This window comes from Zhihengliuella halotolerans (genome assembly GCF_004217565.1).
Taxonomy (GTDB): Bacteria; Actinomycetota; Actinomycetes; order Actinomycetales; family Micrococcaceae; genus Zhihengliuella; species Zhihengliuella halotolerans.
This window is the reverse complement of record NZ_SHLA01000001.1, coordinates 1,233,654-1,257,154: the sequence shown is the minus strand read 5'-3', so window position 1 is coordinate 1,257,154 and position 23,501 is coordinate 1,233,654. Positions and strand designations below refer to the sequence as shown.

The 23,501-nt window shown below is 67.2% G+C and carries 19 protein-coding genes; 15 read left to right on the top strand and 4 right to left on the bottom strand.

Annotated elements, in window-relative coordinates; genetic code table 11:
- Positions 1–3 precede the first annotated feature (3 nt).
- Entirely contained in the window at positions 4–570 is a 567-nt protein-coding gene (gene rsmD, locus EV380_RS05645) for a 16S rRNA (guanine(966)-N(2))-methyltransferase RsmD (RefSeq protein WP_130449914.1), read from the top strand.
- Here rsmD and EV380_RS05640 read toward each other — a convergent pair.
- Both EV380_RS05640 and EV380_RS05635 read right to left on the bottom strand, forming a co-directional pair.
- Positions 549–1,328 (bottom strand): spermidine synthase, encoded by a 780-nt coding sequence (locus tag EV380_RS05640; protein WP_130449912.1) that lies wholly within the window; start codon positions 1,326–1,328, stop codon positions 549–551. The genes rsmD and EV380_RS05640 overlap by 22 nt on opposite strands.
- A 14-nt stretch (positions 1,329–1,342) precedes the next feature.
- Positions 1,343–2,581 carry an aminotransferase class I/II-fold pyridoxal phosphate-dependent enzyme gene (locus EV380_RS05635; RefSeq protein WP_207219327.1) on the bottom strand — a complete coding sequence of 413 codons (1,239 nt, stop codon included), beginning with the start codon at positions 2,579–2,581 and terminating at the stop codon, positions 1,343–1,345.
- An 88-nt stretch (positions 2,582–2,669) separates the two neighbouring features.
- Here EV380_RS05635 and EV380_RS05630 point away from each other — a divergent pair, with 88 nt between their 5' ends.
- The 12 genes from EV380_RS05630 (at position 2,670) to EV380_RS05575 (ending at position 17,557) form a co-directional block, all read left to right on the top strand.
- Complete coding sequence (locus EV380_RS05630; protein ID WP_130449908.1) at positions 2,670–4,817, top strand: hypothetical protein; 2,148 nt, start codon at positions 2,670–2,672, stop codon at positions 4,815–4,817.
- A gap of 11 nt (positions 4,818–4,828) precedes the next feature.
- Positions 4,829–5,302 carry a pantetheine-phosphate adenylyltransferase gene (gene coaD / locus EV380_RS05625; protein WP_102158996.1) on the top strand — a complete coding sequence of 158 codons (474 nt, stop codon included), beginning with the start codon at positions 4,829–4,831 and terminating at the stop codon, positions 5,300–5,302.
- Between the two features lie 68 nt (positions 5,303–5,370).
- The gene (gene galU, locus EV380_RS05620; RefSeq protein ID WP_130449906.1) at positions 5,371–6,267 is read left to right on the top strand and encodes a UTP--glucose-1-phosphate uridylyltransferase GalU; all 897 of its coding nucleotides are present in this window, start codon (positions 5,371–5,373) and stop codon (positions 6,265–6,267) included.
- 206 nt (positions 6,268–6,473) lie between these two features.
- Positions 6,474–7,034: a YceD family protein gene (locus tag EV380_RS05615; protein ID WP_102158998.1), complete on the top strand. Its 561-nt coding sequence runs from the start codon at positions 6,474–6,476 to the stop codon at positions 7,032–7,034.
- Positions 7,035–7,036: 2 nt separating this feature from the next.
- On the top strand, positions 7,037–7,240 hold the full coding sequence (gene rpmF, locus EV380_RS05610; RefSeq protein ID WP_013348816.1) for a 50S ribosomal protein L32: 204 nt from the start codon (positions 7,037–7,039) through the stop codon (positions 7,238–7,240).
- A 9-nt stretch (positions 7,241–7,249) separates the two neighbouring features.
- On the top strand, positions 7,250–7,951 hold the full coding sequence (gene rnc / locus EV380_RS05605; RefSeq protein ID WP_130449904.1) for a ribonuclease III: 702 nt from the start codon (positions 7,250–7,252) through the stop codon (positions 7,949–7,951).
- Between the two features lie 21 nt (positions 7,952–7,972).
- Positions 7,973–9,022, top strand: a complete 1,050-nt coding sequence (gene mutM, locus EV380_RS05600; RefSeq protein ID WP_130449902.1) for a bifunctional DNA-formamidopyrimidine glycosylase/DNA-(apurinic or apyrimidinic site) lyase — start codon at positions 7,973–7,975, stop codon at positions 9,020–9,022.
- Positions 9,023–9,136: 114 nt separating this feature from the next.
- Positions 9,137–10,267 carry an LCP family protein gene (locus EV380_RS05595; protein ID WP_130449900.1) on the top strand — a complete coding sequence of 377 codons (1,131 nt, stop codon included), beginning with the start codon at positions 9,137–9,139 and terminating at the stop codon, positions 10,265–10,267.
- Between the two features lie 5 nt (positions 10,268–10,272).
- Positions 10,273–11,514, top strand: coding sequence for a glycosyltransferase family 4 protein (locus EV380_RS05590; RefSeq protein WP_242607515.1), 1,242 nt, complete (start codon positions 10,273–10,275; stop codon positions 11,512–11,514).
- The gene (locus EV380_RS05585) at positions 11,511–13,343 is read left to right on the top strand and encodes a glycosyltransferase family 4 protein (protein WP_130449898.1); all 1,833 of its coding nucleotides are present in this window, start codon (positions 11,511–11,513) and stop codon (positions 13,341–13,343) included. The genes EV380_RS05590 and EV380_RS05585 overlap by 4 nt, the downstream gene beginning before the upstream one ends.
- The gene (locus tag EV380_RS05580) at positions 13,340–15,442 is read left to right on the top strand and encodes an acyltransferase family protein (RefSeq protein ID WP_130449896.1); all 2,103 of its coding nucleotides are present in this window, start codon (positions 13,340–13,342) and stop codon (positions 15,440–15,442) included. The genes EV380_RS05585 and EV380_RS05580 overlap by 4 nt, the downstream gene beginning before the upstream one ends.
- A gap of 81 nt (positions 15,443–15,523) precedes the next feature.
- Positions 15,524–17,557 (top strand): acyltransferase family protein, encoded by a 2,034-nt coding sequence (locus EV380_RS05575; protein ID WP_207219325.1) that lies wholly within the window; start codon positions 15,524–15,526, stop codon positions 17,555–17,557.
- Between the two features lie 62 nt (positions 17,558–17,619).
- Here EV380_RS05575 and EV380_RS05570 read toward each other — a convergent pair whose 3' ends face one another.
- Positions 17,620–18,942 carry a UDP-glucose dehydrogenase family protein gene (locus tag EV380_RS05570; RefSeq protein ID WP_130449892.1) on the bottom strand — a complete coding sequence of 441 codons (1,323 nt, stop codon included), beginning with the start codon at positions 18,940–18,942 and terminating at the stop codon, positions 17,620–17,622.
- A gap of 261 nt (positions 18,943–19,203) precedes the next feature.
- Here EV380_RS05570 and EV380_RS05565 point away from each other — a divergent pair, with 261 nt between their 5' ends.
- Positions 19,204–20,376, top strand: a complete 1,173-nt coding sequence (locus EV380_RS05565; protein WP_130449890.1) for a glycosyltransferase family 4 protein — start codon at positions 19,204–19,206, stop codon at positions 20,374–20,376.
- Positions 20,377–20,393: 17 nt separating this feature from the next.
- Positions 20,394–20,732 (top strand): hypothetical protein, encoded by a 339-nt coding sequence (locus EV380_RS05560; RefSeq protein ID WP_130449888.1) that lies wholly within the window; start codon positions 20,394–20,396, stop codon positions 20,730–20,732.
- Positions 20,733–20,814: 82 nt separating this feature from the next.
- On the opposite strand, the gene EV380_RS05555 is transcribed toward EV380_RS05560, so the two are convergent.
- Positions 20,815–23,496, bottom strand: coding sequence for a glycosyltransferase (locus EV380_RS05555; protein ID WP_130449886.1), 2,682 nt, complete (start codon positions 23,494–23,496; stop codon positions 20,815–20,817).
- Positions 23,497–23,501 lie beyond the last annotated feature (5 nt).

Genomic DNA, 23,501 nt, shown 5'->3' with positions numbered 1-23,501 from the left:
CCCATGAGCCGCATCATCGCCGGCGCCGCCGGCGGCCTCACGCTGAGCAACGTCGCCGGCGACGCCACCCGCCCCACGACCGACCGGGTCAAGGAGTCCGTCTTCTCCCGGCTCGAGCACTGGGACGCGTTCGCCGGGGCCAGCGTTCTGGACCTCTTCGCCGGCAGCGGCGCGCTCGGGCTCGAGGCCATGAGCCGTGGGGCGCACCAGGCGCTGCTGGTCGACGCCGGTACTGCCGCCGTCAAGGTCTCGCAGACCAACGCCAAACGGGTCGGCAAGGCGATCGGCCGGCCCGACGCCATCCGGGTACTCAAGGGCAAAGCTCCCGCCGTCCTCTCGGGCGTGGACGGCGAGTGGGACCTCGTCTTCCTCGATCCGCCCTACCCGATGGGGGAGGACGAGCTGGCCCATGTGCTCGAGGTCATTGCCGGGCGGCTGCGCCCGGGCGCCGTCGTCGTCATCGAGCGCTCGAGCCGCTCACCCGAGCCGAGCTGGCCCGCCGGGCTGGCCCCGATCTCGGACAAGAAGTACGGGGAGACCCGGATCCACTACGCCGAGCCGGGGGACTGAGCGGCGAATCCGTCGAGGTCCGTCCCGGCCAGCGTCGTTCCCGGGTGCGGGCCGGCGGCCGTGACGGCCTCGCACAGCGAGCCCGGAAACGGCGTGCGCGCGGCGGCCGCGACAATGTTCCCGGCGTACCGGGTCGTGAACAGCTCCGAGGTGCCGGTGGCGAGCACGTCCGCGAAGACGCCCTGGAGCACGCGCAGCTGCTCGCGCGCGAAACGCATGCCCTCGTCATCGCCCAGATTGACGATCAGCAGGCCATCGCCGCCGAGCAACCGCGCCATCTCGCGATAGAACCCGCCGTCGGCCAGGTGCTCCGGCGAATCCGGCCCGGTGAAGATGTCCAGGACGACGACGTCGAAGAGCTCCCGCGGCCCGCCCGCCTCGAGCAGGGCCTGCACGTGCTCGCGCGCGTCCGCGACGACCTGGTGAACGTGGGCGCCGTCGGGCAGCGGTACGTGCTTGAGGACGAAGCCGATGAGCTCCCGCTCGATGTCGACGACCACCTGCTCACTGCCCGGCCGGGTCACGGCGAGCCGGCGCGGCAGCGTGAGCGCCCCGGCGCCCAGATGCAGTGCCCGCAGCGGCCGCCCCGGCGCGAAGTGCGCGTCGATCACGTTCGCGGCCCGGTGCAGGTACTCGTAGAAGATCTCCTCCTGCTTCTCCAGGCGCACGTGCGACTGTTCGGCGCCGTCGACCTCCAGGATGACCGAGCGCTCGTCCAGCGGGTCCGGCACGAAGCGGGCGACCGTGCCGGAGGCCATGGAGATCGACGCCTTCACGTGGCCAGCTCCGGCAGGCGCAGCAGGCGGGCGGCGGCGTCGTTCAGGACGGGCTCCCGTTTGCAGAACGCGAACCGCAGCAGCGACTTGTAGCGGTCTGCCTCGTGCGGGCGGACGAACGCGCTGACCGGAATGGCACCGACCCCGAGTTCGGCGGGCAGGCGGTAGGCGAGGGCGGCGGCGTCGTTGAAACCGAGCGGTGCGACGTCCGCGATGGCGAAGTATCCGGCCGCGGGGGTCGAGACCTGCAGGCCGGCGGCGCGCAGAGCCGTGACGAGCACGTCGCGGCCGGCCTTCAGGCGCTCCGCCTGGGCGCGGAAGAACGAGTCGTCGTAGCGCAGGCCCTCGGCGACCGCGGCCTGGAAGGGCCCGCCGGAGGAGTAGGTGAGGAACTGCTTGACCGACCGGACGGCCGTGACGAGGTCAGCCGGGCCCGTCGCCCAGCCGACCTTCCAGCCCGTGAGCGAGAACGTCTTGCCGGCCGAGCCGAGGGTGAGCGTGCGCTCGGCGGCGCCGGGAATCGAGGCGACGGGCAGGTGGGGACCGTCGAACACGAGGTGCTCGTACACCTCGTCGCTGAGGATCAGCGCGCCGACCTCGCCCGCGCGGGCCACGATGCGCTCGAGCGTGGCGCGGGAGAGGGCGGTGCCCGTCGGGTTGTGCGGGGTGTTCAGGACCACGAGTCGCGTGCCGGGTGCGATTGCGGCGTCGAGGTCGGCGTCGTCGGGCGCGAAATCCGGCCAGGTCAGCGGCACCGTGACGTGCTCGGCCCCGGCGAGGCCGATCATGGCCGCGTACGAGTCGTAGAACGGGGAAAGCGTGACGACCCGCTCGCCGGGGGAGACGAGGGCCATGATCGCCGCGGCGATGCCCTCCGTGGCGCCCGTGGTGACCAGGACATTCCGGGCCGGGTCGAGATCGTGGCCGTAGAACCGCCGCTGGTGCTCGGCGATCGCCGCGCGCAGCGCGGGCAGCCCGAGGCCCGGGGCGTACTGGTTGAGCCCGCCGTCGTCGAACCCGGCCCGGATGGAGCCCGCGGCGATCTCCTTCAAGTGCTCCGGGCCGTCCGTGTCCGGAAAACCCTGCCCCAGGTTGATCGCGCCGTGCTGGTTGGCGAGTGCGGTGAGCTCCTCGAAGACCGTTGGCTTGCTTACACCGTCGGCGCCGAGCAGGTTTGCACCGGCGGCCGCCCGCCGCCACGGTGCCGGGGTGTGCGGGAGGCTCTGCTGGGTCACGGGGCATTCCTTCTCAGTCAACGGTCAGGCAAGCGGCGCGCGCCCGACGGGTTCGGGCGATGCGCTACGTGAGAAGCTTAGGCACGGTATGAACGAGTTGCACACAGCGCCCGCCGCGGGCCGCCTTCCCAGCCGCCGACGGGTGTTGTCCGCCGCCGTGGCGACCGCCGCGACGTCGGCCCTGCTGACGCTGGCGCCCGAGCCAGCCTCAGGCCCCGGGGCGGCCCCGCAGCCGGTCCCCGTGGAGCCTGTGCCCCCGCGGTTCACGGGCGAGGTCCTGCTTGGCGAGCCGCTGCACCGCGTCCTGGTCCCGGTCGGCGCTTTCGGTCCCCTGCCCGACGGCACCGGGGTGGCCCTCATGGTGGCCAGCGGCAGCCCCGGACGCCTCAGCGTCGTCCGCGTCGCCGACGGGCAGCGCCTGGCCGATCTGCCCCTAGGCGACGACGACGAGCGGCGGGCCGCCGCGTGGGCCCTCGCGATCGACGCCGCGACGCACACGGGCGTCGTCGGCACCACCGACGGGCGCGTTTACGTCGTCGACCTCGCGACGCTGACCCACCGCTCGGTGGACAACGTCCCCGATGACGGCCCCTTCTTCGAGCGGGCCATCCCCGACGGCGACGGCGGGTTCCTCATGACCTCCTACGGCGACGGCCTCGTCTACCGTTACACGCCCGCCACCGACACGTGGGCCTCCTTCGGCCCGTTCGGTTCCGGCAACGCCTACTCGATCGGCCTCGCCCGCGCGGGGGCGAAGGTCTTCGTCGGGACCGGCACCAACGACCCGGCGATCTACGAGTTCTCGCTCGACGGCGGCGAGCCACAGCGCATCGACCTGCCACCCGCCGCCGGCGGGGACGTGCGCTCCTTCGTCTACGACCTGGCCTACTGGAGCGGTCACCTCTGCGCCCGGGTAGACCCCGAGAACCGGCTCTACGTGCGGGACCTGAACAAGGACGAGTGGGTCCTCACCCTCGACGACGCCGCCCCCGGGCTCGCCGTCTCCTACGCCCGCGACGAGAGCGCCGGGTTCTACTACGCCGGGCTCGACCAGGAGCTGCGCCACCTCGACCCGACGCGAATGGAGGAACCCGCCCGTCCCGACCACTCGGTCTCGGCGTTCCGCGGCCACGGTTGGGTCCCCAACGCCGCGGGGGACCGCGTGCTCGTCACGACCAACGCCTCCGGACGAATGCACCTCTGGAACCCGCGATCGGCGGAGACGGAACTGGTCGACGGCGACGTCGCACCCGGCGCCCTCCTGATCCGTTCCGTGGGCGCAACACCGGACGGCGGCGTCCTCGCCTCCGCGATGGCGACCATCGACCGCGTCGCCCGGTACGACGGCGGTGACCTCGCCGCGGACTTCGCACCTGGCGGCGCCGAATTCACCCATCTGGCCTCGAGCGGCCAGGTCGAGAGCTTCGGCACGTCCGGCGGGGACGTCGTCGTCGGCTCCTACCCGGGTGCGCGGCTGCGGCGGCTGCGCGACGGTGCGGACGGTCCGACCGCTGGGACCTCCGGTGAGGAGGCTGACGGCGACGTCGTCGTCCTGGCACCGGACCAGGACCAGGACCGCCCGGTGGACATCCTCGACCTGCGCACGCGCCTCGTCGTCGCGACGACCCCGGACTACGGGCAGATCGACGGGGCGGTGGTTGTCGTCAGCCCGGACTTCGAACGCCAGCGCACGTTCCGCGGGCTCGTGCCGGGCCAGTCTCCGCTGTGCCTGGCGCCGTTCGAGTCTGACCGCGTGATTCTCGTCGGCACCGGCTCCGCCGCGGGCCTCGGCGCCGCCCCGAGCGAGGAGGACGGCCGCGTGCTCAAACTCGACCTCGTCTCGCGCGAGGTCGTCGCCAGCACGGTCGCGGTGCCGGGGGAGCCCAACGTCTCCGCGCTCGCCACCGACGCCTCCGGGCTGGTCTGGGGGTGGACGCGCAACACGCTCTTCCAGCTCGACCCGGTCACGATGACGATCATGCTCGTGCGCCGGTACAGAATCGGCCGCGACACGGGCGGGTACGTCACGGGGCGGCAGCTGCACGACGGAGGCGACCACCTCGTGGGCTGCGCCGGCGGGGAGGTCTTCCGCGTCGACAAGGCGACCCTCGCGCACGAGCTCCTGGCCGAAGGCACGAATCTGCACCGGAGTCCGGGCGGCGACCTGTACTACAGCCGCGGTGCGCGCCTGTACCGCTGGGTGTCGGGCAACACGTCCGCAACGAATCTCGGGTAGATTCTTCAGTTATGAGACGCGCAGTCTGTCCCGGGTCCTTCGACCCGATCCACAAAGGCCACATCGAGATCATCGCGCGCGCCACGGCGCTCTTCGACGAGGTCATCGTGGCCGTGTCGACGAACTACGCGAAGACGTATCGTTTCGCGGAGTCGGAGCGCATCGAGATCGCGCAGCAGACGCTCTCCTCGCTCGCCGGGATCAGCGTCAAGCCGATGGGCGACGGGCTGCTGGCCGAGTTCTGCCGCGATGCCGGGGCCAACGCCATTGTCAAGGGCCTGCGGAACGTCACGGACTACCAGTACGAGGCCCCTATGGCCGCCATGAACCGGCACCTGACGGGCGTGGAAACGGTGTTCCTGCTGGCCGACAACCAGTACACTCACGTCTCCTCGACGCTCATCAAGGAAGTCCACTCCCTGGGCGGGGACATCTCGGACTATGTTCCGCGGGCCGTGCTGAACCGCTTGAACTCAACCCACTGAACTTCACGACGGGGCCAGGCGGCCCCCGCGACGCAACGATTCACGCAGTAGACGGAAGGACACGCAGAATGACCGAAAACCGACAGATTACCAAGGCCGTCATCCCCGCGGCAGGACTCGGAACACGCTTCCTGCCAGCGACCAAGGCGATGCCGAAGGAGATGCTGCCGGTCGTCGACCGCCCCGCGATCCAGTACGTCGTGGCCGAGGCCGTGCGGGCGGGGCTGCAGGACGTCCTGATGATCACGGGCCGGTCCAAGCGAGCACTCGAGGATCACTTCGACCGGGTTCCCGGTCTTGAGGCGTCTCTCGCGGCCAAGGGAGACGACGAGAAGCTGGCCCTCGTGAACGAGGCTACCGCGCTCGGCGACATCCACTTCGTGCGCCAGATCGACCCGCAGGGTCTCGGCCACGCCGTGCTCTGCGCCAAGCGCCACGTCGGCGACGAGGCCTTCGCGGTTCTGCTCGGCGACGACCTGATCGGCGAGCAGGAGTCGCTGCTCGAGGAGATGATGAAGGTCCAGATCGCCACGGGCGGCTCTGTCGTCGCCCTGATGGAGGTCGAGCCCGAGTCGATCAGCGCGTATGGCTGCGCCGACGTCACGGAGATCGATGGTGAGGACTACGTCAAGGTCAACGGGCTCGTCGAGAAGCCGGCCCCAGAGGACGCGCCGTCGAACCTCGCGATCATCGGCCGCTACGTGCTCTCGCCGAAGGTCTTCGAGGTCCTCGAGCAGACCGGTCCCGGCCGCGGCGGGGAGATTCAGCTCACCGACGCTCTCGAGACCTTGGCGCAGGACACGACCCCCGGCGGAGGGGTCTACGCGGTGAAGTTCACCGGGCGGCGCTACGACACCGGCGACAAGCTCAGCTACCTCAAGGCCGTCGTCGAACTGGCCTGCGCGCGCGAGGACCTCGGTTCCGGCCTGAAGCCGTGGCTCAAGGAGTTCGCAAAGGAGCTGTAGCTCACATGGTGCCGTGCCGTTGCAGCGCGCGTGCCCGCCGCCGGCCGTGAAAGAATGGCTGGAGCCCGACGCGCCGTGTCGGCCCGGTTTGGGCCGCAGGCCGATAGCGGCTAAGATGTAATGTCGGTCTATGTTCTACAGGAGTTCTCATCAGCGACACGCGAAATGATCACCCGTCGTCACACGGAGTCGATCGCAGCTCGCCGTTGACCTTCTCGGTCAAGGACCTCGGGCGCAGCCCGGGGAGTATGAGGACGGTCGAGGACACGATCGCCGCACCAGCGGAGCTGGGTGTGGCACTGATCGGCGCGGCAGAGGGATCGGAAGTCGATCTCGAGCTGCGTTTCGAGGCCGTACACGAAGGTGTTCTGGTCACCGGAGAGGCGTTCGTCGAGATCAACGGCGAATGCGGACGGTGCCTGGAGCCCATTGAGTACGAGCTGACGGCCGACTTTCAAGAGCTTTTCTACTACGACGCCGCCAAGGCGTCGGAGGATGAAGAAGCAGAGCAGTACATGGTCCAGGACGATTTCGTCGACTTGGAGCCATTGCTGCGGAACGCTGTGGTGACCGCACTGCCGTTCCAGCCGGTGTGCCGGGAAGACTGTGAAGGCCTCTGCCCTGAATGTGGGATACGCCTTGATGAGGATCCGGACCACCAACACGAGGTCCTTGATCCTCGCTGGGCAGCCCTTGGCGGGCTGCTTGGCACCACCGCCGACACGGCGGATCAGAGTAAGAATTCAGTCGAGAGAGAAGAGAGTTAGCCGTGGCTGTTCCGAAGCGGAAAATGTCTCGCGCCAATACCCGCGCACGCCGTTCCCAGTGGAAGGCCACTGCGCCGAACCTGGTCAAGACCGTCGAGAACGGCCGCGTGACCTACAGCCTGCCGCACCAGGCCAAGGTCGTGACCGATTCTGCCGGCACCGAGCTGTTCCTTGAGTACAAGGGCCGCAAGGTAGCAGACGTCTAAATACGTCTGATGCCAGCATCAGAAGACCTGTTGAAGCGTCTCGGAGTCGACATCGACTCCGAGACGCTTCGTCTTGCCCTCACGCACCGCTCCTACGCGTACGAGCACGGCGGCATCCCCACCAACGAGCGCCTTGAGTTCCTCGGCGACTCGGTGCTGGGATTCACCGTGACCGAGTACCTGTACGAGCGCTACCCCGATCTGCCCGAGGGAGACCTCGCCAAGCGTCGGGCCGCCGTCGTGAGCACCCGGGCCCTGGCCCGCGTCGCCCGCGATCTCGAGTTGGGCCAGTTCGTCTACCTCGGTCAGGGTGAGAAGCTCACCAACGGGGCGGACAAGTCCTCGATCCTCGCGGACACCACCGAGGCGCTCATCGGCGCCACGTTCCTCAGCCTCGGCATCGAGACGGCCAAGGCGATGGTGCTGCGCCTCATCGCGCCTCTGATCGAAGAGGTCGAGACGCTTGGCGCCGGCACCGACTGGAAGACCGCGATCCAAGAGGTCGCCGCGGCCCGCAAGCTGGGCCAGATCCAGTACGTCGTCGAGGGCTCCGGGCCCGACCACGCGCGTGTCTTCGTCGCCACCCTGACGATCGGCGGCACCTCGTATGGCTCGGGCTCCGGCCCGTCGAAGAAGGAGGCCGAGCAGGAGGCCGCCGCCTCGAGCTGGCGCCTGCTCAACCCCGACTCCGCGGATTCCGCGCGAGCCTGACGGCCCGAAACCGCCGCGCACATGCCTGAACTGCCCGAAGCCGAAGTCGTCCGGCGCGGACTCGCACGCTGGGTCGTCGGCCGCCGCCTCGACGAGGTCACGGTCCTCGACGCGCGCTCGCTGCGCCGGCACGACGACGGCGTCGCCTCCTTCGTCTCCGAGCTCACCGGGTCCCGGGTCCTCGCCGCGGTGCGCCGCGGCAAGTTCCTCTGGTTCCCGCTCGCCGGCGCAACCGGATCCACGGAAGGCGCCACTACTGCTGACGGCCCCGTCGCCGCTGCGGACTCCACGGCCGTTGATTGCGCCGTCTCAGTAGCCGAGCCCGTACCGCGCCGCGCGCTCGTCGCCCATCTCGGCATGAGCGGGCAGCTGCTCATGCAGTCGTCCTACCTGCCCGAGCCCAAGCACCTCAAGGTCCGTCTGCGCCTCGACGGCCCCGGCCCGTCAGAGGAGACCCCGGACGAACTGCGCTTCGTCGACCAGCGCATCTTCGGCGGCATGTACGTCGCGGACCTCGTCCCAACATCCGACGCGGGCCCGGGCGGGTTCGGGTCCGCGCTTCCGGTGCTGCCCGCCGCCGCCGCGCACATCGCCCGCGACGTGCTCGACCCGGCCTGGTCGCCGGCCGACTTCCACCGCGCGTTGACGCGCCTGCCCGGCGGCCGGGAGCGGACGACGGGGATCAAGCGGGTGATCCTCGATCAGGGCGTCATCTCCGGCGTGGGCAACATCTACGCCGACGAGGCCCTCTGGGAGGCGCGGCTACACTACGACAAGCCGGCCGCGCGCCTCCGCCGGCCGCAGAGCGAGGCCCTGCTGGAGGCGCTGATCGAGGTCATGCAGCGCGCGTTGGACGAGGGCGGAACCTCGTTCGACTCGCTCTACGTGAACGTCAACGGCGAGAGCGGCTACTTCGCCCGCTCGCTGCAGGCGTACGGCCGCGAGGGCCAGCCGTGCCGGAGATGCGCCCGACCGATGGTCCGGGAGGCCTTCATGGGCCGATCCTCTTACCGCTGCACCAACTGCCAGCGCCGACCCCGCCTGCAGCGTTCTCACAGCAAAAAGGTCTAGAGTAGAACGGTTCGCTTTAACCCGGTGAATGCTGGCAAGGGGAACCAGCGCAGGCCTTCGCCGGCCGCGCGTTCCTCCCGGGCCTGCGTCATCGAGCACCTAGGAGTCTCGAGCTTGTCACGTTCCGACCTGCCGGTGGAGTACACGCCGCGCCATCAGGCGGTGCCCCGGCGCCACCGCGGTCGCGTTGCGCTTTTCGTCAGCCTCGCCGTCGTCCTCATCGTCGCTGTGGCTGCCGGGGGCTACGTGTACAGCCTGATGAACACGTTCAACACCAAGACCCAGACGGTCGACGCCGGTATCGCGAGCCGGCCGATCGAGGAGATCGACGGGCCGCGGAACATCCTGCTGCTCGGCACCGACTCCCGCGGCGAGGGCAACGACGTCGCCGACGTCAAGGGCGAGGACGGTCAGCGCTCGGACACCATGATGATCGTGCACATCCCGGAGGACCGCGAAGACGTCTACGTCATGTCCATGGTCCGCGACCTCTGGGTCGAGATCCCGGGCCACGGCGAACGCAAGGTCAATGCAGCCCTGAACCTGGGCGGCTACCCGCTGGTGGTCGACACCATGGAGGAGCTGGTCGGAGTTCGCATCGACAACGTCGTCTCCGTCGACTTCGAGGGCTTCAGCTCGTTGACCGAGGCACTCGGGGGAGTCACGCTGGACAACCCCAACGAGTTCTGCACTGGACATGCCAACCCGACGTGTTTCGAGGAGGGGGAGATCCACCTCGAGGGCAACGACGCGCTGCGCTTCGTGCGCGAGCGCAAGGCCTTCCTCGAGGGCGACTTCCAGCGCGTGGCGAACCAGCAGCTCTTCATCAAGGCCGTCATGCGCGGATTTCTGAACGCCGAGACGCTCTCCAACCCCGTACGGATCTACGACATCGTCGACAAGTTCTCCGGGTACCTCACGGTCGACGAGACCTTGGACTCGAGCGCTATGGCCGGTCTGGTCGGATCGATCAAGAACATCCGCGCCAACGACGTGCATTTCTTCACCATCCCGACGGGCCCGGGGTCCAAGATCGGCAACGCCGAGATCATCACCCAGGACCCGGAGGCCATGGAGGCGCTCCGGCTGGCCCTGACCGAAGACGACCTCGAGGGCTTCCTGGCGAACGATTCCTGGACGAATGCCTACGGGAACCCCATCACCGGCGGGCAATCGGACGCTGATGCCTCGGAGACGCCACCGAGCGAGGCACCCGCGCAGGACGGCACCGGCGTGGGAGAGTAGAGCCCGTGAAAGTTCTGCTCCTGACGCACTCCTACGATCCAGAGGTCACCGCCCCGCAGCGGCGATGGAACGCCTTTGTTTCCGTGTTCCGCGCGCGCGGCTGGGACGTGGACGTCGTCGTGCCCGTGGCCCACCCGGAGCGAACCCCCGCGCAGGTGACGGCTTCGGAGTACGGTCGCGCCCTGCGCCGCGAAAGTGGCCGGCACGGCGAGCGGATTCTGCGCGTCCCGCTGGTCCGACACACCGAATCCCGCCTGAGCAAGCTCGTCTCCAACGTCGCCAGCTCGGTGCTGGCTGTTCCGCGGGCGCTGCTGGCCGGCCGAGCCGACGTCGTCGTGGTCACGGTCCCGGCCCTGCCGAACATCGCCGCCGGCTACGCCGTCTCCCGCTTGTGGCGCCGGCCCCTGATCGTCGACATGCGCGATGCCTGGCCGGACCTGGCACGCGATGCCGAGGTCGTCACGTCGGACAAGCCCGGGGTTATGGAGACCGTCGTGGCATTCGTTCAGCGCCGCGCCGAGGCCGTGGTCTCGGTGACCAGCGGATTCGCAGAGCTCCTGCGCGAGCGCGGGGCCCGCCGGGTCGAGGTTGTTCCCAACGGGGTGCTGAAGAACCGCATGCCGCCACTGGTCGAGCCGTCCTCCGCGACACCCGAGCGCCCGCTGCGGGTGCTCTACCTTGGAAACCACGGCGAGAGCCAGGGCCTCGAGGTTCTGATCGACGCCGCACGGGCGTGCGGCACTGACGTGCACCTGCGGCTCGTCGGAACCGGCACGCGGAAGCGGGCGCTGCTAGAACACGCGGGGGCCACCGGTGCCGTCGTCGAATTCCTGGACGCGACCCACGACGCGCAGACCCTGGCCCAGTACGACTGGGCCGACACCACGGTGGTCTCGTTGCGCGACGACTGGCCCAGCTTCGACTGGACCATCCCTTCGAAGACCTATGAGCTGCTCGCCGTCGGGAAGCACATCACCGCCGTTGTCCGCGGCGAGGCGGCCGAGATCCTCGCCGAGGCCGGGGGAGCCGACGTCGTGCCCGCCGACCCCGATGCAATCGCCGCGCTCTGGCGCGACCTGCACGCCCGGCCCGAGCGGCTGCGCGTCGGAGACGCAGGCCGGCAATGGGTCGCACGGCACCGCAACCTGGGTCCGCTCGGCGAGGACTTCGCCGACCTGGTGCAGGAGATCGCCGGCGACAGTTCGGCACCCGGACGTAGAAGAGCGAAGACGAGGAACAACGGATGACCCCCACCGCCAAGGACCTGGCCTCGAACCTCGGCCTGACCCTGCGCACGGTCCGCGAGCATCTCGGCGACGACCCCGTCGTGTTGGGGCTCCAGATCTCCCGCCGGCTGCCCGCCGGGCCGGTCAACGCGCTCGCCCGCGCCGTCGGGCGCGTCTGCACCGACGACGCGTCGGTGCTTGGCGGTGTCGCCGCGGCCGTCCGCGGCGACGACCACGGCGTCGTCGAACGCATCGAACGGGCACGCGCTCACGGCCTGAGCCACGTGCAGGCCCGCCGCCTCGCCGACATTGCCACCGCCGTGGGCCACGCGGACCTTGCTGAGGGCCTGCTCGCCGACCTGCCGCCGTCGGCCGCCATCGCCGCCGCTCGCGCCCGGCTGGCGTGGCACCGTGGTGAAATGTCCGCGGCCGTCGGCCTGCTCGAACCTTTCACCTCCACGGAGGCGTACGACGACGGCGCGGCCACCCTGTGCGAGCGGTACCGCGCCGAACTGCGCACCTTTTCGGGTGAGACTCCGCGGTTGGACGCGCAGCCCGGGTACGCGCCGCTCCCGCAGCGCGTCCTGCACCTGGCCACCAACTCCCTGCCGCACACCGGCAGCGGCTACGCCCAGCGCACGCACTCGATTCTCGTCGCCCTGCGCGACGCCGGCTGGGACGTGATGGCCGCGACCCGGCTCGGATACCCGGTCCAGGTGGGCAAGCCGCTCGCCGCGAAGCAGGACACGATCGACGGGATCACCTACCAGCGCATCCTGCCGCAGCGGCTCGCTCACGGCTTCGACGCGCGGCTGCAGCAGCAGGCCGTCGAGTTGGCCCGTCTGGTGGAGCGTTTCCGACCGGCCGTGCTGCACACGACCACGCACTTCGTGAACGGGCTCGTCGTCCGGGCTGTGGCCGAGGCCTACGGCATCGAGTGGGTTTATGAGGTGCGCGGCCAGCTGGCCGACACCTGGGCCTCGACTCGCGGCGAGGCGGCCAAAGACTCCGAACGCTACGCCCTGTTCAAGGAGCGCGAGGCCGAGGTCGCTCGGGCCGCGGACGCCGTCGTCACTCTCGGGGCCGCCATGCGGGACGAGCTCGTGGCCCAGGGCGTCGATCCCGCCAGGATCGAAATCTGCCCGAACGCGGTCGGGGAGGCCTTCCTCACCGAACCGAGCTCCCAGCGCGAAGCCCGCATGCGCCTTGGCCTGAACCCCGAAAGCAACTACATCGGCACGGTGTCGAGCATCGTGGCCTATGAGGGCCTCGACGACCTCGTCGCCGCGTTCGCTCTGATCGCGCCCGACCGGCCCGGCCTCCGCCTCCTGATCGCCGGCGACGGAGTCGCGCTGCCGTCGCTGAAGCGTCAGGCTGAACGCCTCGGCGTGTCCGACCGTGTCGACTTCCCGGGACGAGTGCCGCGCAGCCAGGCGCACATCTACCACCAGGCGCTCGACGTGTTCGTCGTCCCGCGCAAGGACTTGGAGGTCACCCGGCGGGTGACCCCGCTCAAGCCCGTCGAGGCATCGGCCAGCGCCCGGCCCGTGGTGGCCTCGGATCTGCCGGCACTTGCCGAACTCGTGCACGACGGGGTCACCGGCGCGCTCTTCACCTCCGAGGACGTCAACGATCTGGCCGCGAAACTGGCCCACGTGCTCGACGACCCCGAGCTCGCCCGCGAACTCGGCCAGGCGGGACGGACATGGGCCCTCGAGGACAGGACCTGGATCGCGAACGCGCGGAAGTACGGCCGCCTCTACCATCAGATTCGATCCACCGAATCCACAGGTCAGGCCGGTAACATCACCCAGTCGGATATTCCTGAGGAGAAGGAGACTGGTCGGTGAGCACGCTTTCCGCGGCGGACACTCGGTTGACTACGGGATTTCAACCTGAGATCCAGGGTCTGCGTACTCTGGCAGTCGCCTTGGTGGTCCTCTACCACTTCTGGCCGTGGCACCTCTCCGGTGGATTCGTTGGCGTCGATATCTTCTTCGTGATCTCCGGCTACCTCATCACCTCCCACCTCTATCGGGAGATCGTCCGCGAGGGTCATGTGAACCTCGGAAAGTTCTGGGCGCGTCGTATCCGGCGCTTGTTGCCACTGAGCTTCCTGGTCCTGATCCTCACGTCCATCGCGGCGGTGATCCTTCTCCCGGCGACGCTCTGGCAGGCGACGTACCGGCAGGTCATGGGATCGGCGTTCTACGTGCAGAACTGGCTGCTCGCCTCGGACGCCGTCGACTACTCCGCCCAAGACGACGCCGCCACAGCGGTCCAGCACTTCTGGACCCTCTCGGTCGAGGAGCAGTTCTACGTGCTCTGGCCGCTGTTGCTCTTCATCGTCTACTGGCTGGTGTCGCGGCGGGGACGCCCCAGCCCGGATCGCCTGCGCCGCGTCATGATCACCGCGCTCGCGCTGCTCGGCCTGGCCTCGCTCGTCTTCTCCATCGCCTTCACCGCCTATGATCCGGCTCAGGCCTACTTCGTCACGCCGACCCGCATCTGGGAGTTCGTCGCCGGCGCGGTGGTGGCTCTTGCCCTCATGGGGCGGCAATACCACGGGCGGCTCGCGAATCTCATCGGCTGGGCGGGCTTCGCCGCGATCGTGATCTCGGGTGTGCTGTATTCGGCGGCGACGCCGTTCCCCGGGTATACAGCGTTGCTCCCCGTCCTCGGAACGGTTGCGCTGCTCGCCTGCGGCGGTCGAGAGCGCTTCAGTGGGATCTACTGGTGGCTCTCGCGCCGCCCGGCCACGGTCGGCGGAGATCTCTCCTACGCGATATATCTCTGGCACTGGCCGGTAGTGCTGCTGGCCCCCTACGCGTGGGAAGCCGCTGAAACCTGGCAGGGCAAGATCGTGCTGATCGCCGGCGTCGTCCTCCTCTCCTGGGCCTCCAAGATCACAGTCGAGGACCCGTGGCGAAGAAGCCGGCTGCTGGCCAGTAGCCCGCGAACCTACACCATGGCCGCCTCCGGCATGGCGTTCATCACCGTGCTGGCTCTCCTGATGCCCACCGGCGCATCCGCCGTGCGTCAGTCCGACGCGGTCTCGACCGCCAGCGCTTGCTACGGCTACCAAGCAATGTTGAACCCGGAAGAGTGCGACCCACTTGCGGGCGACAAAGATCCGAACCCCGCTGTCGAGGTGGTCGCGCAGCAGGCGAAGGAACCCGCGTTCCCGGACTGTCAGGCCGAAATGGACGCCGAGGGCCTTCCTGACTGCCGCCTCGGAGTCGATCGGGAGTCTGCGGATAAAGTCATGGCCGTGTTCGGCGATTCCCACGGGACGCAGTGGCTGCCGGCTTTGAACAGCATGGCGCACAAGGAGAACATCGCACTCGAGGTCTACACACGCAGTGGATGCACACCGAACGTCGCCGACCTCGCGGCTGAGGCGGACGGGCGAGACCAAGAGCTCAACGAGCTCTGCACCGAGTCCAACCGCCAGATCGTCGACAAGATCGCAGGCGACGACTCCATCGACGTCGTGGTCGTGGGAGCGAACCAGACCGACCGCGACTACGTCAATGGGGCGGGACAGGACTTCGAGGACCCGACCAAGGAAGGCTTCATCGAACCCTGGTCAACGTGGATGGCCCGGGGCAAGGACGTTGTCGTGCTGGGTGAGATCCCGCGTCTCGAGCAAGGGGAGGTCGACGGGCCGACCTGCGTGGCCGAGAACCCTGACGACGTGGAGCTCTGTTCCCTCAGTGAAGAAAAGTCATTCCCCCGGACCCAGAATCTTCGAGCGGCCGCCGAGGGAATCGACGATGAGCGGTTCCACTTCATCGAGACGAAAGACTTCTTCTGCCGGGACGACTCCTGCCACGCCCTCATCGGCGGCATCGTGACCTACTACGACAAGAGTCACATCTCGCACACCTACGCGGAGAACCTCGCCCCCGAAATCGCCAAGCGTTTCAAGGAATCAGGGGTCCTCTAGCAGGCCGACAGGGCGAGCTCTCCGGCGTGCGTCGACTGATATTCTTGACGCAGAAGAAACCGGAGGGGGAACTAGGTGGCCTTGGACACCAGGCAGGCGGTCAGTTCTGCCCTGCCATCGATCGACAAGCGTTTTCGCCCTGAGATCGAGGGACTCCGTGCGGTGGCGTCGATTCTCGTGGCGGTCTATCACATCTACCTGGGTCGAGTTTCCGGCGGTGTCGACGTCTTCTTCGTGGTCGCCGGGTTCCTGATCACCACCACGCTCTACACGATGCTCACCCGTGAGGGGCGCATCTCCTATTCAGGATTCTTCAGCCGCTTGGCCACGCGCCTGCTGCCTCATGCACTGACGGTCCTCGCCGTCGTGTTCGCCGCGTCGCTGGTCCTTCTACCGCCGGCCCGGCGCTTGGCCGCGTGGGACGAGATCACGGCCTCGGCGCTGTACGGGGAGAACTGGGCGCTGATCGCCAAGGCGACGGACTATCTCGCGCAAGGGGAGGGATCGAGCCCCGTTCAGCACTTCTGGGCGATGTCGATCCAGGGTCAGTTCTACGCCATCTGGGCCGTGGTCTTCGCTCTCGTCCTTTTCGCGTCGCGGCACCTCGCCATCTCGACGTACCGGCTCCTCGTCTGGTCGCTTGGCACGCTCTTCGTGGTCTCCCTGGCCTTCTCGATCTACTACACCGCCGTCGATCAGCCGGTTGCTTACTTCCACACCGGAACTCGAGTCTGGGAGTTCGCGCTCGGCGGCCTGGTGGCCCTGGTGGTCCGGCGCGCGCTGGTCGGCAGGGGCGGGGCCGTCGCCGTCTGGACCGGCTTGGCCATCGTCGTCTCCAGCGGGCTTCTGCTACCGGTCTCCACGAGTTTTCCAGGCTACGTAGCCCTCGTTCCCGCTCTGGGCGCGGTGCTGGTGATCGTCGGCTCGGGGGGTTACGGACGGTACGGTGCGGATCGATTCCTGTCCCATCCAGCCATGGTCTGGCTCGGCGGGGTCTCCTACGGCATCTATCTCTGGCACTGGCCCTTGCTGGTCTTCAGCTTGGCCTTGATGGGTGTGGACCGTGTACATCCGATCTGGGGCGTCGTGATCATCGCCGCCGCCATCGGGCTTTCCGCACTGACCGCCCGTTTCGTGGAACGGCCCGTCTGGCGGCGCTTGAAGGACAAACGCGTCGGTTCGGCCGGCCGGCTGCTCCTTGGCGGAGCGACGATCCTCGTCCTGGTCCTCGGCATCCAGGGCTGGTCGTACCTCGCCGTCGCAGTTCCGAATGCGTCAACGGACACGGCCACGTCGCAGGGGGCCCGGAGTTTCGTGTCCGAGAATGGCAGGACGTCCCTGGAAGAACCAGTCGTGCCGGACCTTGTCGCGGTACCGCTCGACAACCCGGCGATGTACGACGACGGGTGCCACCAGGACATTGAAGACCCCGCCGTCGTCGAATGCGTCTACGGTGCCGCTGACTCGGAGCGGACCGTTGTCCTCGTCGGTGGCAGCCATTCCGCCCACTGGCTGCCTGCCCTCGAAACGATCGCCGAAGACCACCCCATACGGATCGTCTCGATGACCAAGAGCAGTTGCCCTTGGAGCACGCCAGGCGTCGAGAACGGATACCGCGACGATTCATGTGGCGAGTGGAACCGTGAGGCGACTCGCCGGATCGCCGAGATGGAACCCGAACTTGTCGTCACGACCGCGACGCGAAGCATCGGTGCCGACGAGGTGGTTCCGCCAGGGTACGTAGACCGCTGGAGCGAGTTCACGGCGCTCTCGCCGGGAACGCCGATCGTCGCCCTGCGTGACAATCCCCGCATGAGTGCAGACTTCCTCGACTGCCTCGGATCGGCTGATGACTTCACGACGCAGTGCGGGCGGGACCGGGGGGATCTTCGGCAAGAGTCGATCCCGAATATCGACGATGTGATACTTCCGGACTCGGTCTTCGTCGCAGACCTGACCGACTACTTCTGCCGCTCGGACTACTGTCCCGCCGTCGCGGGCAACGTCGTGATCTACCGTGACCCGGCCCATCTCACCGCGACATACTCGAGGACGCTGGCCGGACCGCTGCTCGACCAACTGAAGCTCGTCGGATTCGCCGCGGATGAAACCTAGGACCGCTTAGCTGTAGAAGGGGGTCACGACCAGCGGTCGTGGCCCCCTTCTCAGCGGTGCTGTTAGGCGTCGTACTTGCGGCCGAAGGCGGCGAAGTCCCAGCCGGCGGCCTCCCAGGCGTCAGCGTCGAGGACGTTGCGCGCATCGATGAATCGGTGCGCACCGACATCGTTCTTGAGGCTCTGCGGGGTCAGTGCCTTGAACTCGTTCCACTCCGTCAAGAGCATCGTCAGCTCTGAACCGCGTGCCGCCTCGGCGAGCGAATCGACGTAGTTGAGGCGCGGGAACCGGCCGGCGGCGTTCGCATTGCCCTGCGGGTCGTAGACAGTGACCTCGGCACCCATCTCGTGGAGCCGCGCAGCGACATCCAGAGCAGGCGAGTCGCGAACGTCGTCGCTCTCCGGTTTGAAGGTCACGCCGAGAACGGCAACTTCGCGCCCCTTCACGTCACCACCGAGCATCGTCTCGGCCAGATAGATTGCCCGGTCGCGACGGCGAAGGTTCACGTCGTCGACGTCGGCGAGGAAATTCATGGCACGGTCGACGCCGAGTTCGGAGACGCGTGCCTGCAGGGCCCGAATGTCCTTGGGGAGGCAGCCGCCGCCGAAGCCGATGCCGGCGTTCAAGAAGCGGCGACCGATACGGGTGTCGTGGCCGAGGGCATCGGCCAGGGTGCGGATGTCGCCGCCGACGGTCTCGGTGACCTCTGAGAAGGCGTTGATGAAGGAAATCTTCGTCGCGAGGAAGGCGTTCGCGGCGACCTTCACGAGCTCTGCCGTTTCGAAGTCCGTGACGATCAGCGGCGTGCCGATGTCGAGGATCTTGGCGTAGACCGAGCGCAGGGTTTGTTCATCGCGCTCGTTGCTGACACCGAAGACAAGACGGTCCGGTGTCAGCGTGTCCTCGACGGCGAAACCCTCGCGCAGGAACTCGGGATTCCACGCAAGAGAGACCTCGATGCCCTCCTTGGCCTTCTCGGCCACGCGCTCGGACAGGCGGGCCGCGGTCCCGACGGGAACCGTCGACTTTCCGACGATCAGCGCGTCCTTGGTGATGTGCTCGAGCAGCGAATCCACCGCAGCGTTCACGTAGGTCAGGTCCGCGCCGTACTGGCCGGAGATCTGAGGCGTCCCGACGCCGACGAAGTGGACGTCCGCCCATTCGCCGACCTCCGTGTAGTCGGTCGTGAACCGGAGACGCCCCGATTCGACGTGGCGCTGGATGAGTTCACTCAGCCCGGGCTCGTGGAAGGGCAGGATCCCCTGGGAGAGGCGCTCGATCTTGGCGGGGTCAACGTCGAGGCCGATGACCTCGAAGCCGAGTTCCGCCATGCCGGCGGCATGGGTCGCTCCGAGGTAGCCGGTTCCGATCACAGAGATTTTCACTCGATGACTCTCATTTCATTCGTTGGTGTGTATCGCCTGAAGCTTAGGACGGCAATCCGAGTATTCCCTTGGAACCCCCAGCAGTTCCGCAGCTGATTCATACCGTCGAGGCGACGACTGTCATGCTAGCAAAGGGGCGCAGGCACTAGACTGAAGCGGAACGGCGAGCCACCGTCTATCTGGGCGAACTGCCCGCTGACGTGGAGTCTGGGGCGTGCTGGCCGATCGGGTCGGGCGGCACGGAAATGAAAGGGGCAATTCTTGCAGGACACCCATCGCGGGAAGCACCCGTACTTGGTCGTGACATCGGGCTATCCGTCCGCTGACGACCTGTACAACAAGGCATTCGTGCACACTAGGGTGCGGTATTACCGCGCCCAGGGTTTCGATGTGCGGGTCTTCGACTACGACCGTCGGGTCACGGAACCGGAGACCTACGTCTTCGACGGCGTGCCGGTGACCGTCGGCGACGACGCTGCCCTGCGTAGCGAGGTTGCCCATCGGGGCGTACGCAAACTACTGGTCCATTTCCTGACGCCGCGGCTCGGCGAATGCCTGCGTGGCTTCGGGTCCGACGTCGAAACCGTCGTGTGGTTCCACGGCTACGGTGCCGACGGCTGGCATCGCCGGTGGTGGGAGCACATCGATTCCGGACGAGACCTTCGAGAGTGGGTCCGCGGGAGAGACGAGCACAACGCGAGGACGCGTGACTTCTACCAGTCCTATTTCGACGAGCAAGCCGATCGTCTACAGGCGGTTTTCGTCTCCGCGTGGTTCCGCGATCACGTTTTCGGTCCGGACATGGGGTTTGTTCCGGAGAAGTCGTCCGTCATCCACAATCCTGTCGACACGTCGCTCTTCGGCTACCGCAAGAAGAATGCGGATGAACGACTCAAGGTTTTGCTGCTGAGGCCCTTCAACCGCCGCTTCTACGGCAACGACCTCGCGGTGCGAGCCATCGAGCTGGGCTCCCGGCGTGACTGGTTCAAGGAGATGCGGTTCACACTCGTCGGCGACGGTGACTACTGGGACGATCTGACGGGCAGGATCGCCCACCTGGAGAACGTGGATTTGCAGCGCGGCTTCGTGGCGCAGCGTGAGGTCCCGGGGCTGCACGCCCGGCACGGGACATTCCTGGTGCCCAGCCGCAAGGACACCCAGGGAGTCTCCCGGGACGAAGCCATGAGTTCGGGTCTGGTCCCGATTACCCACGCGGTGGATGCCATTCCGGACTTCGTCACCAACGGCGAAGACGCCTGGTTGGCGCCGATGGACAGCGCGGTCGAACTCGTCGAAGCACTCGAGCGTGTGCATGCCGACCCGGAAATGTACCTGCGGATGAGCGAGACCGCCGCCTTCCGTGTCCGCCAACAGCGTTCGCTGGACGTCATCGGGCCGCAGGAGCTGGCACTGTTCGCGGATACCGGTCTGTAGGAAAAGGAACGATGACGATGACGGAAAACCAGAACAGTGGACCACACGAGATCGACTGGCATCGCGCTTACCGGGAGCTCGAAGAGCAGATGGCCCGGATGCTCGAGGACATCGCCGATGCGATGGACCGGCAGCACTCCGCGGAGGGTGCCGATGGCGAACGCGCTGCCTCGGTGAGTGAGGCAGAACTCGCTGATCAAGAACTGAAGGTGGCGTGGCTGCGCGGGCGCCTGCGGCAAGTTGAGGACAAACTCGAGGCCAAGCGCCTCGAGGTGAAGGAACTGCGTTCGGCCATCGCGGTGCAGAGCGCACAGATCGGGCGGGCGGTCGGAGTCGGACTCGAACGCCCTCGGTAGCCTAGGCCCAAGACGACGACGGCCGGCGTGCCAGACAGTGTCCACTGTCCGGCACGCCGGCCGCGTTGCATCTAGTCCGGCGTCAGGCGTTGACTTCCTCCCAGAATGCCTGGATCTCGGGATCGTTCCAGTGCGTCGGCTCGTAGTAGCCGACGATTTCCTTGATTAGCTCGAGCGCGGCGTCGTGGTCATCGGGCGCGACCATGGTGAGTTTGCGCATGTACCACTTCTTGAAGAACATCTCGAGGCGGCGCTCGTTGTAGTCCTGCAGCAGTCCGACGTCTTTCAACCACTTCGCACGTGCAGCTTCGAGCGGGAGGTACTTGCGGAAGTACCGCGGCGAGACCACGTTGACAACGGACCCGGCGACAGCGGCGTAGTAGGCGTAGACGGGTGTCTTGACCGTGGCGATCTTCGTCGCGTAGTAGAGCATCTGCTGGAAGAAGAAGGTGTCCTGACCGACCGCCCCGACGGGCTGCTCGATGCCGAGGCCCTTGAGCCAATCGGTTCGTGCGGCAATGGCCTCGATGCTCGCCGGCTGGTAATCCAATTGGGAGAGGCTCGAGGGATCCGGCCGCAGCAGGCCCTCCCGGCTCGGAATGACCTGGCGAAGACGACGAACCTGTGGGATTCGTCCGCGACCGTCGTCCCAGCGCAGCATGTCGCCCACGACGAACTCGGCGTCACTCTTCTGCAGCTTGCGCAGAAGGAGCGCGTAGCCGTCGTTGATCATCTCATCGTCCGGATCGAGGTACGTGACGAACTCGGTCTCCGTCAGCTCCAGGCCCTTGTTGCGCGGCCGCGAGGCGCTTCCCGATCCGCCGGGCTCGAACATGAAAGCGGTGACGTTCTCAAATCGTCGCTCGAGTTCGCGGACAGTCTCCCTCGTTGACGGGTCCGTTGAACCATCATCGATGAGCAGGATGTGCATCTTGTCGAAAATGCTGCTGCGCTGCAGGCTGGCGAACGCCTTGTGGCGAAGGTGGTCACCGTTGTTGTAGATCGGCACGACGACGGAGATCTCGTAGTCTTCGGCCCGAGCAGGCACCGGCTCTTCGACGTCCTCGACTCGCGAGACGCCGAATCCATCGAGCCCGTAGACCTTGAGTCCGGCGCTGACGGGCAGTCCCTGAGAAATCGATTCGGCGAGCTGGCTCCGCGCGCCCTCGCCGCCTCGGCCGAGCCACCACGCGGTGGAGCCGAGTTCGCGGTGCTCGTCGAGGTAGCGGTGCGAGGCCTCGTCCGCCGTCTTCAGGTCCGCGCATGATTTGGCCACGATGTCGGCGTCGGTGTAGGTGAACGCAGTCACCATGTCCTTCGCGTAGTGAACGCCATAGGCCAAGTCGTTGCTCAGCGGCAGAACGACGTCGGCCGCGATCGAACTGAGATCGGCACTGGCGATGATCTCCACGGGGCCGAGCGACTGGTTCTGCATCGCCGCCACTAGTTCGGGGGAGGTCTCTTCAGCGATCGCCACGACAGTCAACGAGCGGTCCGGCACGTCAAAGCCGGCAGCAGCCACGATTTGATCGACGCGGAGCTGGGCGTGGTCCTCGGAGAAGACCTTGCGGATGCCGTCGGCCTGGGCGCGTCGCATCTCCTCGAAAGTCATGACCTCGAGAGTCCGGGCGACATCCTTCGTCGTCGTCGAGATGTAGACCTGCGGGTAGTCGCTGTTGACGCCCTTGTTGTACGTACTGAAGACAAGTGCGCCCGCGGCCTGGAGCTCCAGGACGCGGTTGGCGAACATGGTCTGGCTGTCGGCGACGGAGTTCAGGTTGATACCCATATCCGAGATGCGCTGGAGGCTCATCAGTTCTGAGTGGTCGCGCTTGTGGCCGAGGAAGTACTTGAATTCGGACGTGTACGCGTAGCGAGGGTCGGTGCCCTTGAGGTCGGAATAGCGGTCGATCAGCGCGAGCCGGCGGCCGCCTTCGAGGATGCCGCGCAACAGCCGCTGGCCTTCCGATGTGCGCTGCGGGTACTTCTCGGGCAGCCAGGCGCCGGCGAAGTAGGCCATATCGTTCTGGCCGGGACGCGAACCGATGGGGGAGTGGTGGCGGGGATTGACGCCGAACTTCAACACGTCGACGAACCGCGCCGAGGGACAGTCCCGGCGGTAGTCGAGGACCTTCTCCATGGCTGAGGTAAAGATCACATCACACGCCTGTGCGATGGGAAGGAAACGCTCGTAGTTCGGCGGATCCTCTTTGGAGTAGAAGATCACCGGAACATCGGCGTTCCGGTAGGCGGGGATGAGCTCGTCGACGAGGATGCGCCGTCGTTGTGATCCCGGGGACCCCAGGCCGACCCATGACGAGCCGTCGACGCCGCGCCACGTGGTCACAACGAGCAGGAGGTCGACCTCGGCGATGTGCTGCTCATAATTCTTGGGTGTGATCTGGACGAAGTCGGCGAGTCCGTCGAAGCTGCGAAAAACGAATTCATCAGCGATGATGCCAACGCGTTGAGTGAGCGGCTCCCACGCACGGCCGGCCTCAGGTTCGGGCAGAGAGGAGAGCGCGGGCGCCAGAGCATCGAGGTGTTCGTCGACGCTCTCACCGCGCAGGAGCCATCCGAACGAGCTCTCGCCGGTCCGCTTGCGCTTGAGAAGATCAGCGTCGACGTCCTGTCGCGTTTCCTGTCGGCGAGTGAGGTATTCGGCCGTCTCGACCTGTGCCTCGAGTTCACGCAGCCGATTCTCGACCATGAAGCGGAGTCCGGCGTGTCGGGCGCTGGGAGATTCGTATCCCGTGATCTTCATCCTTG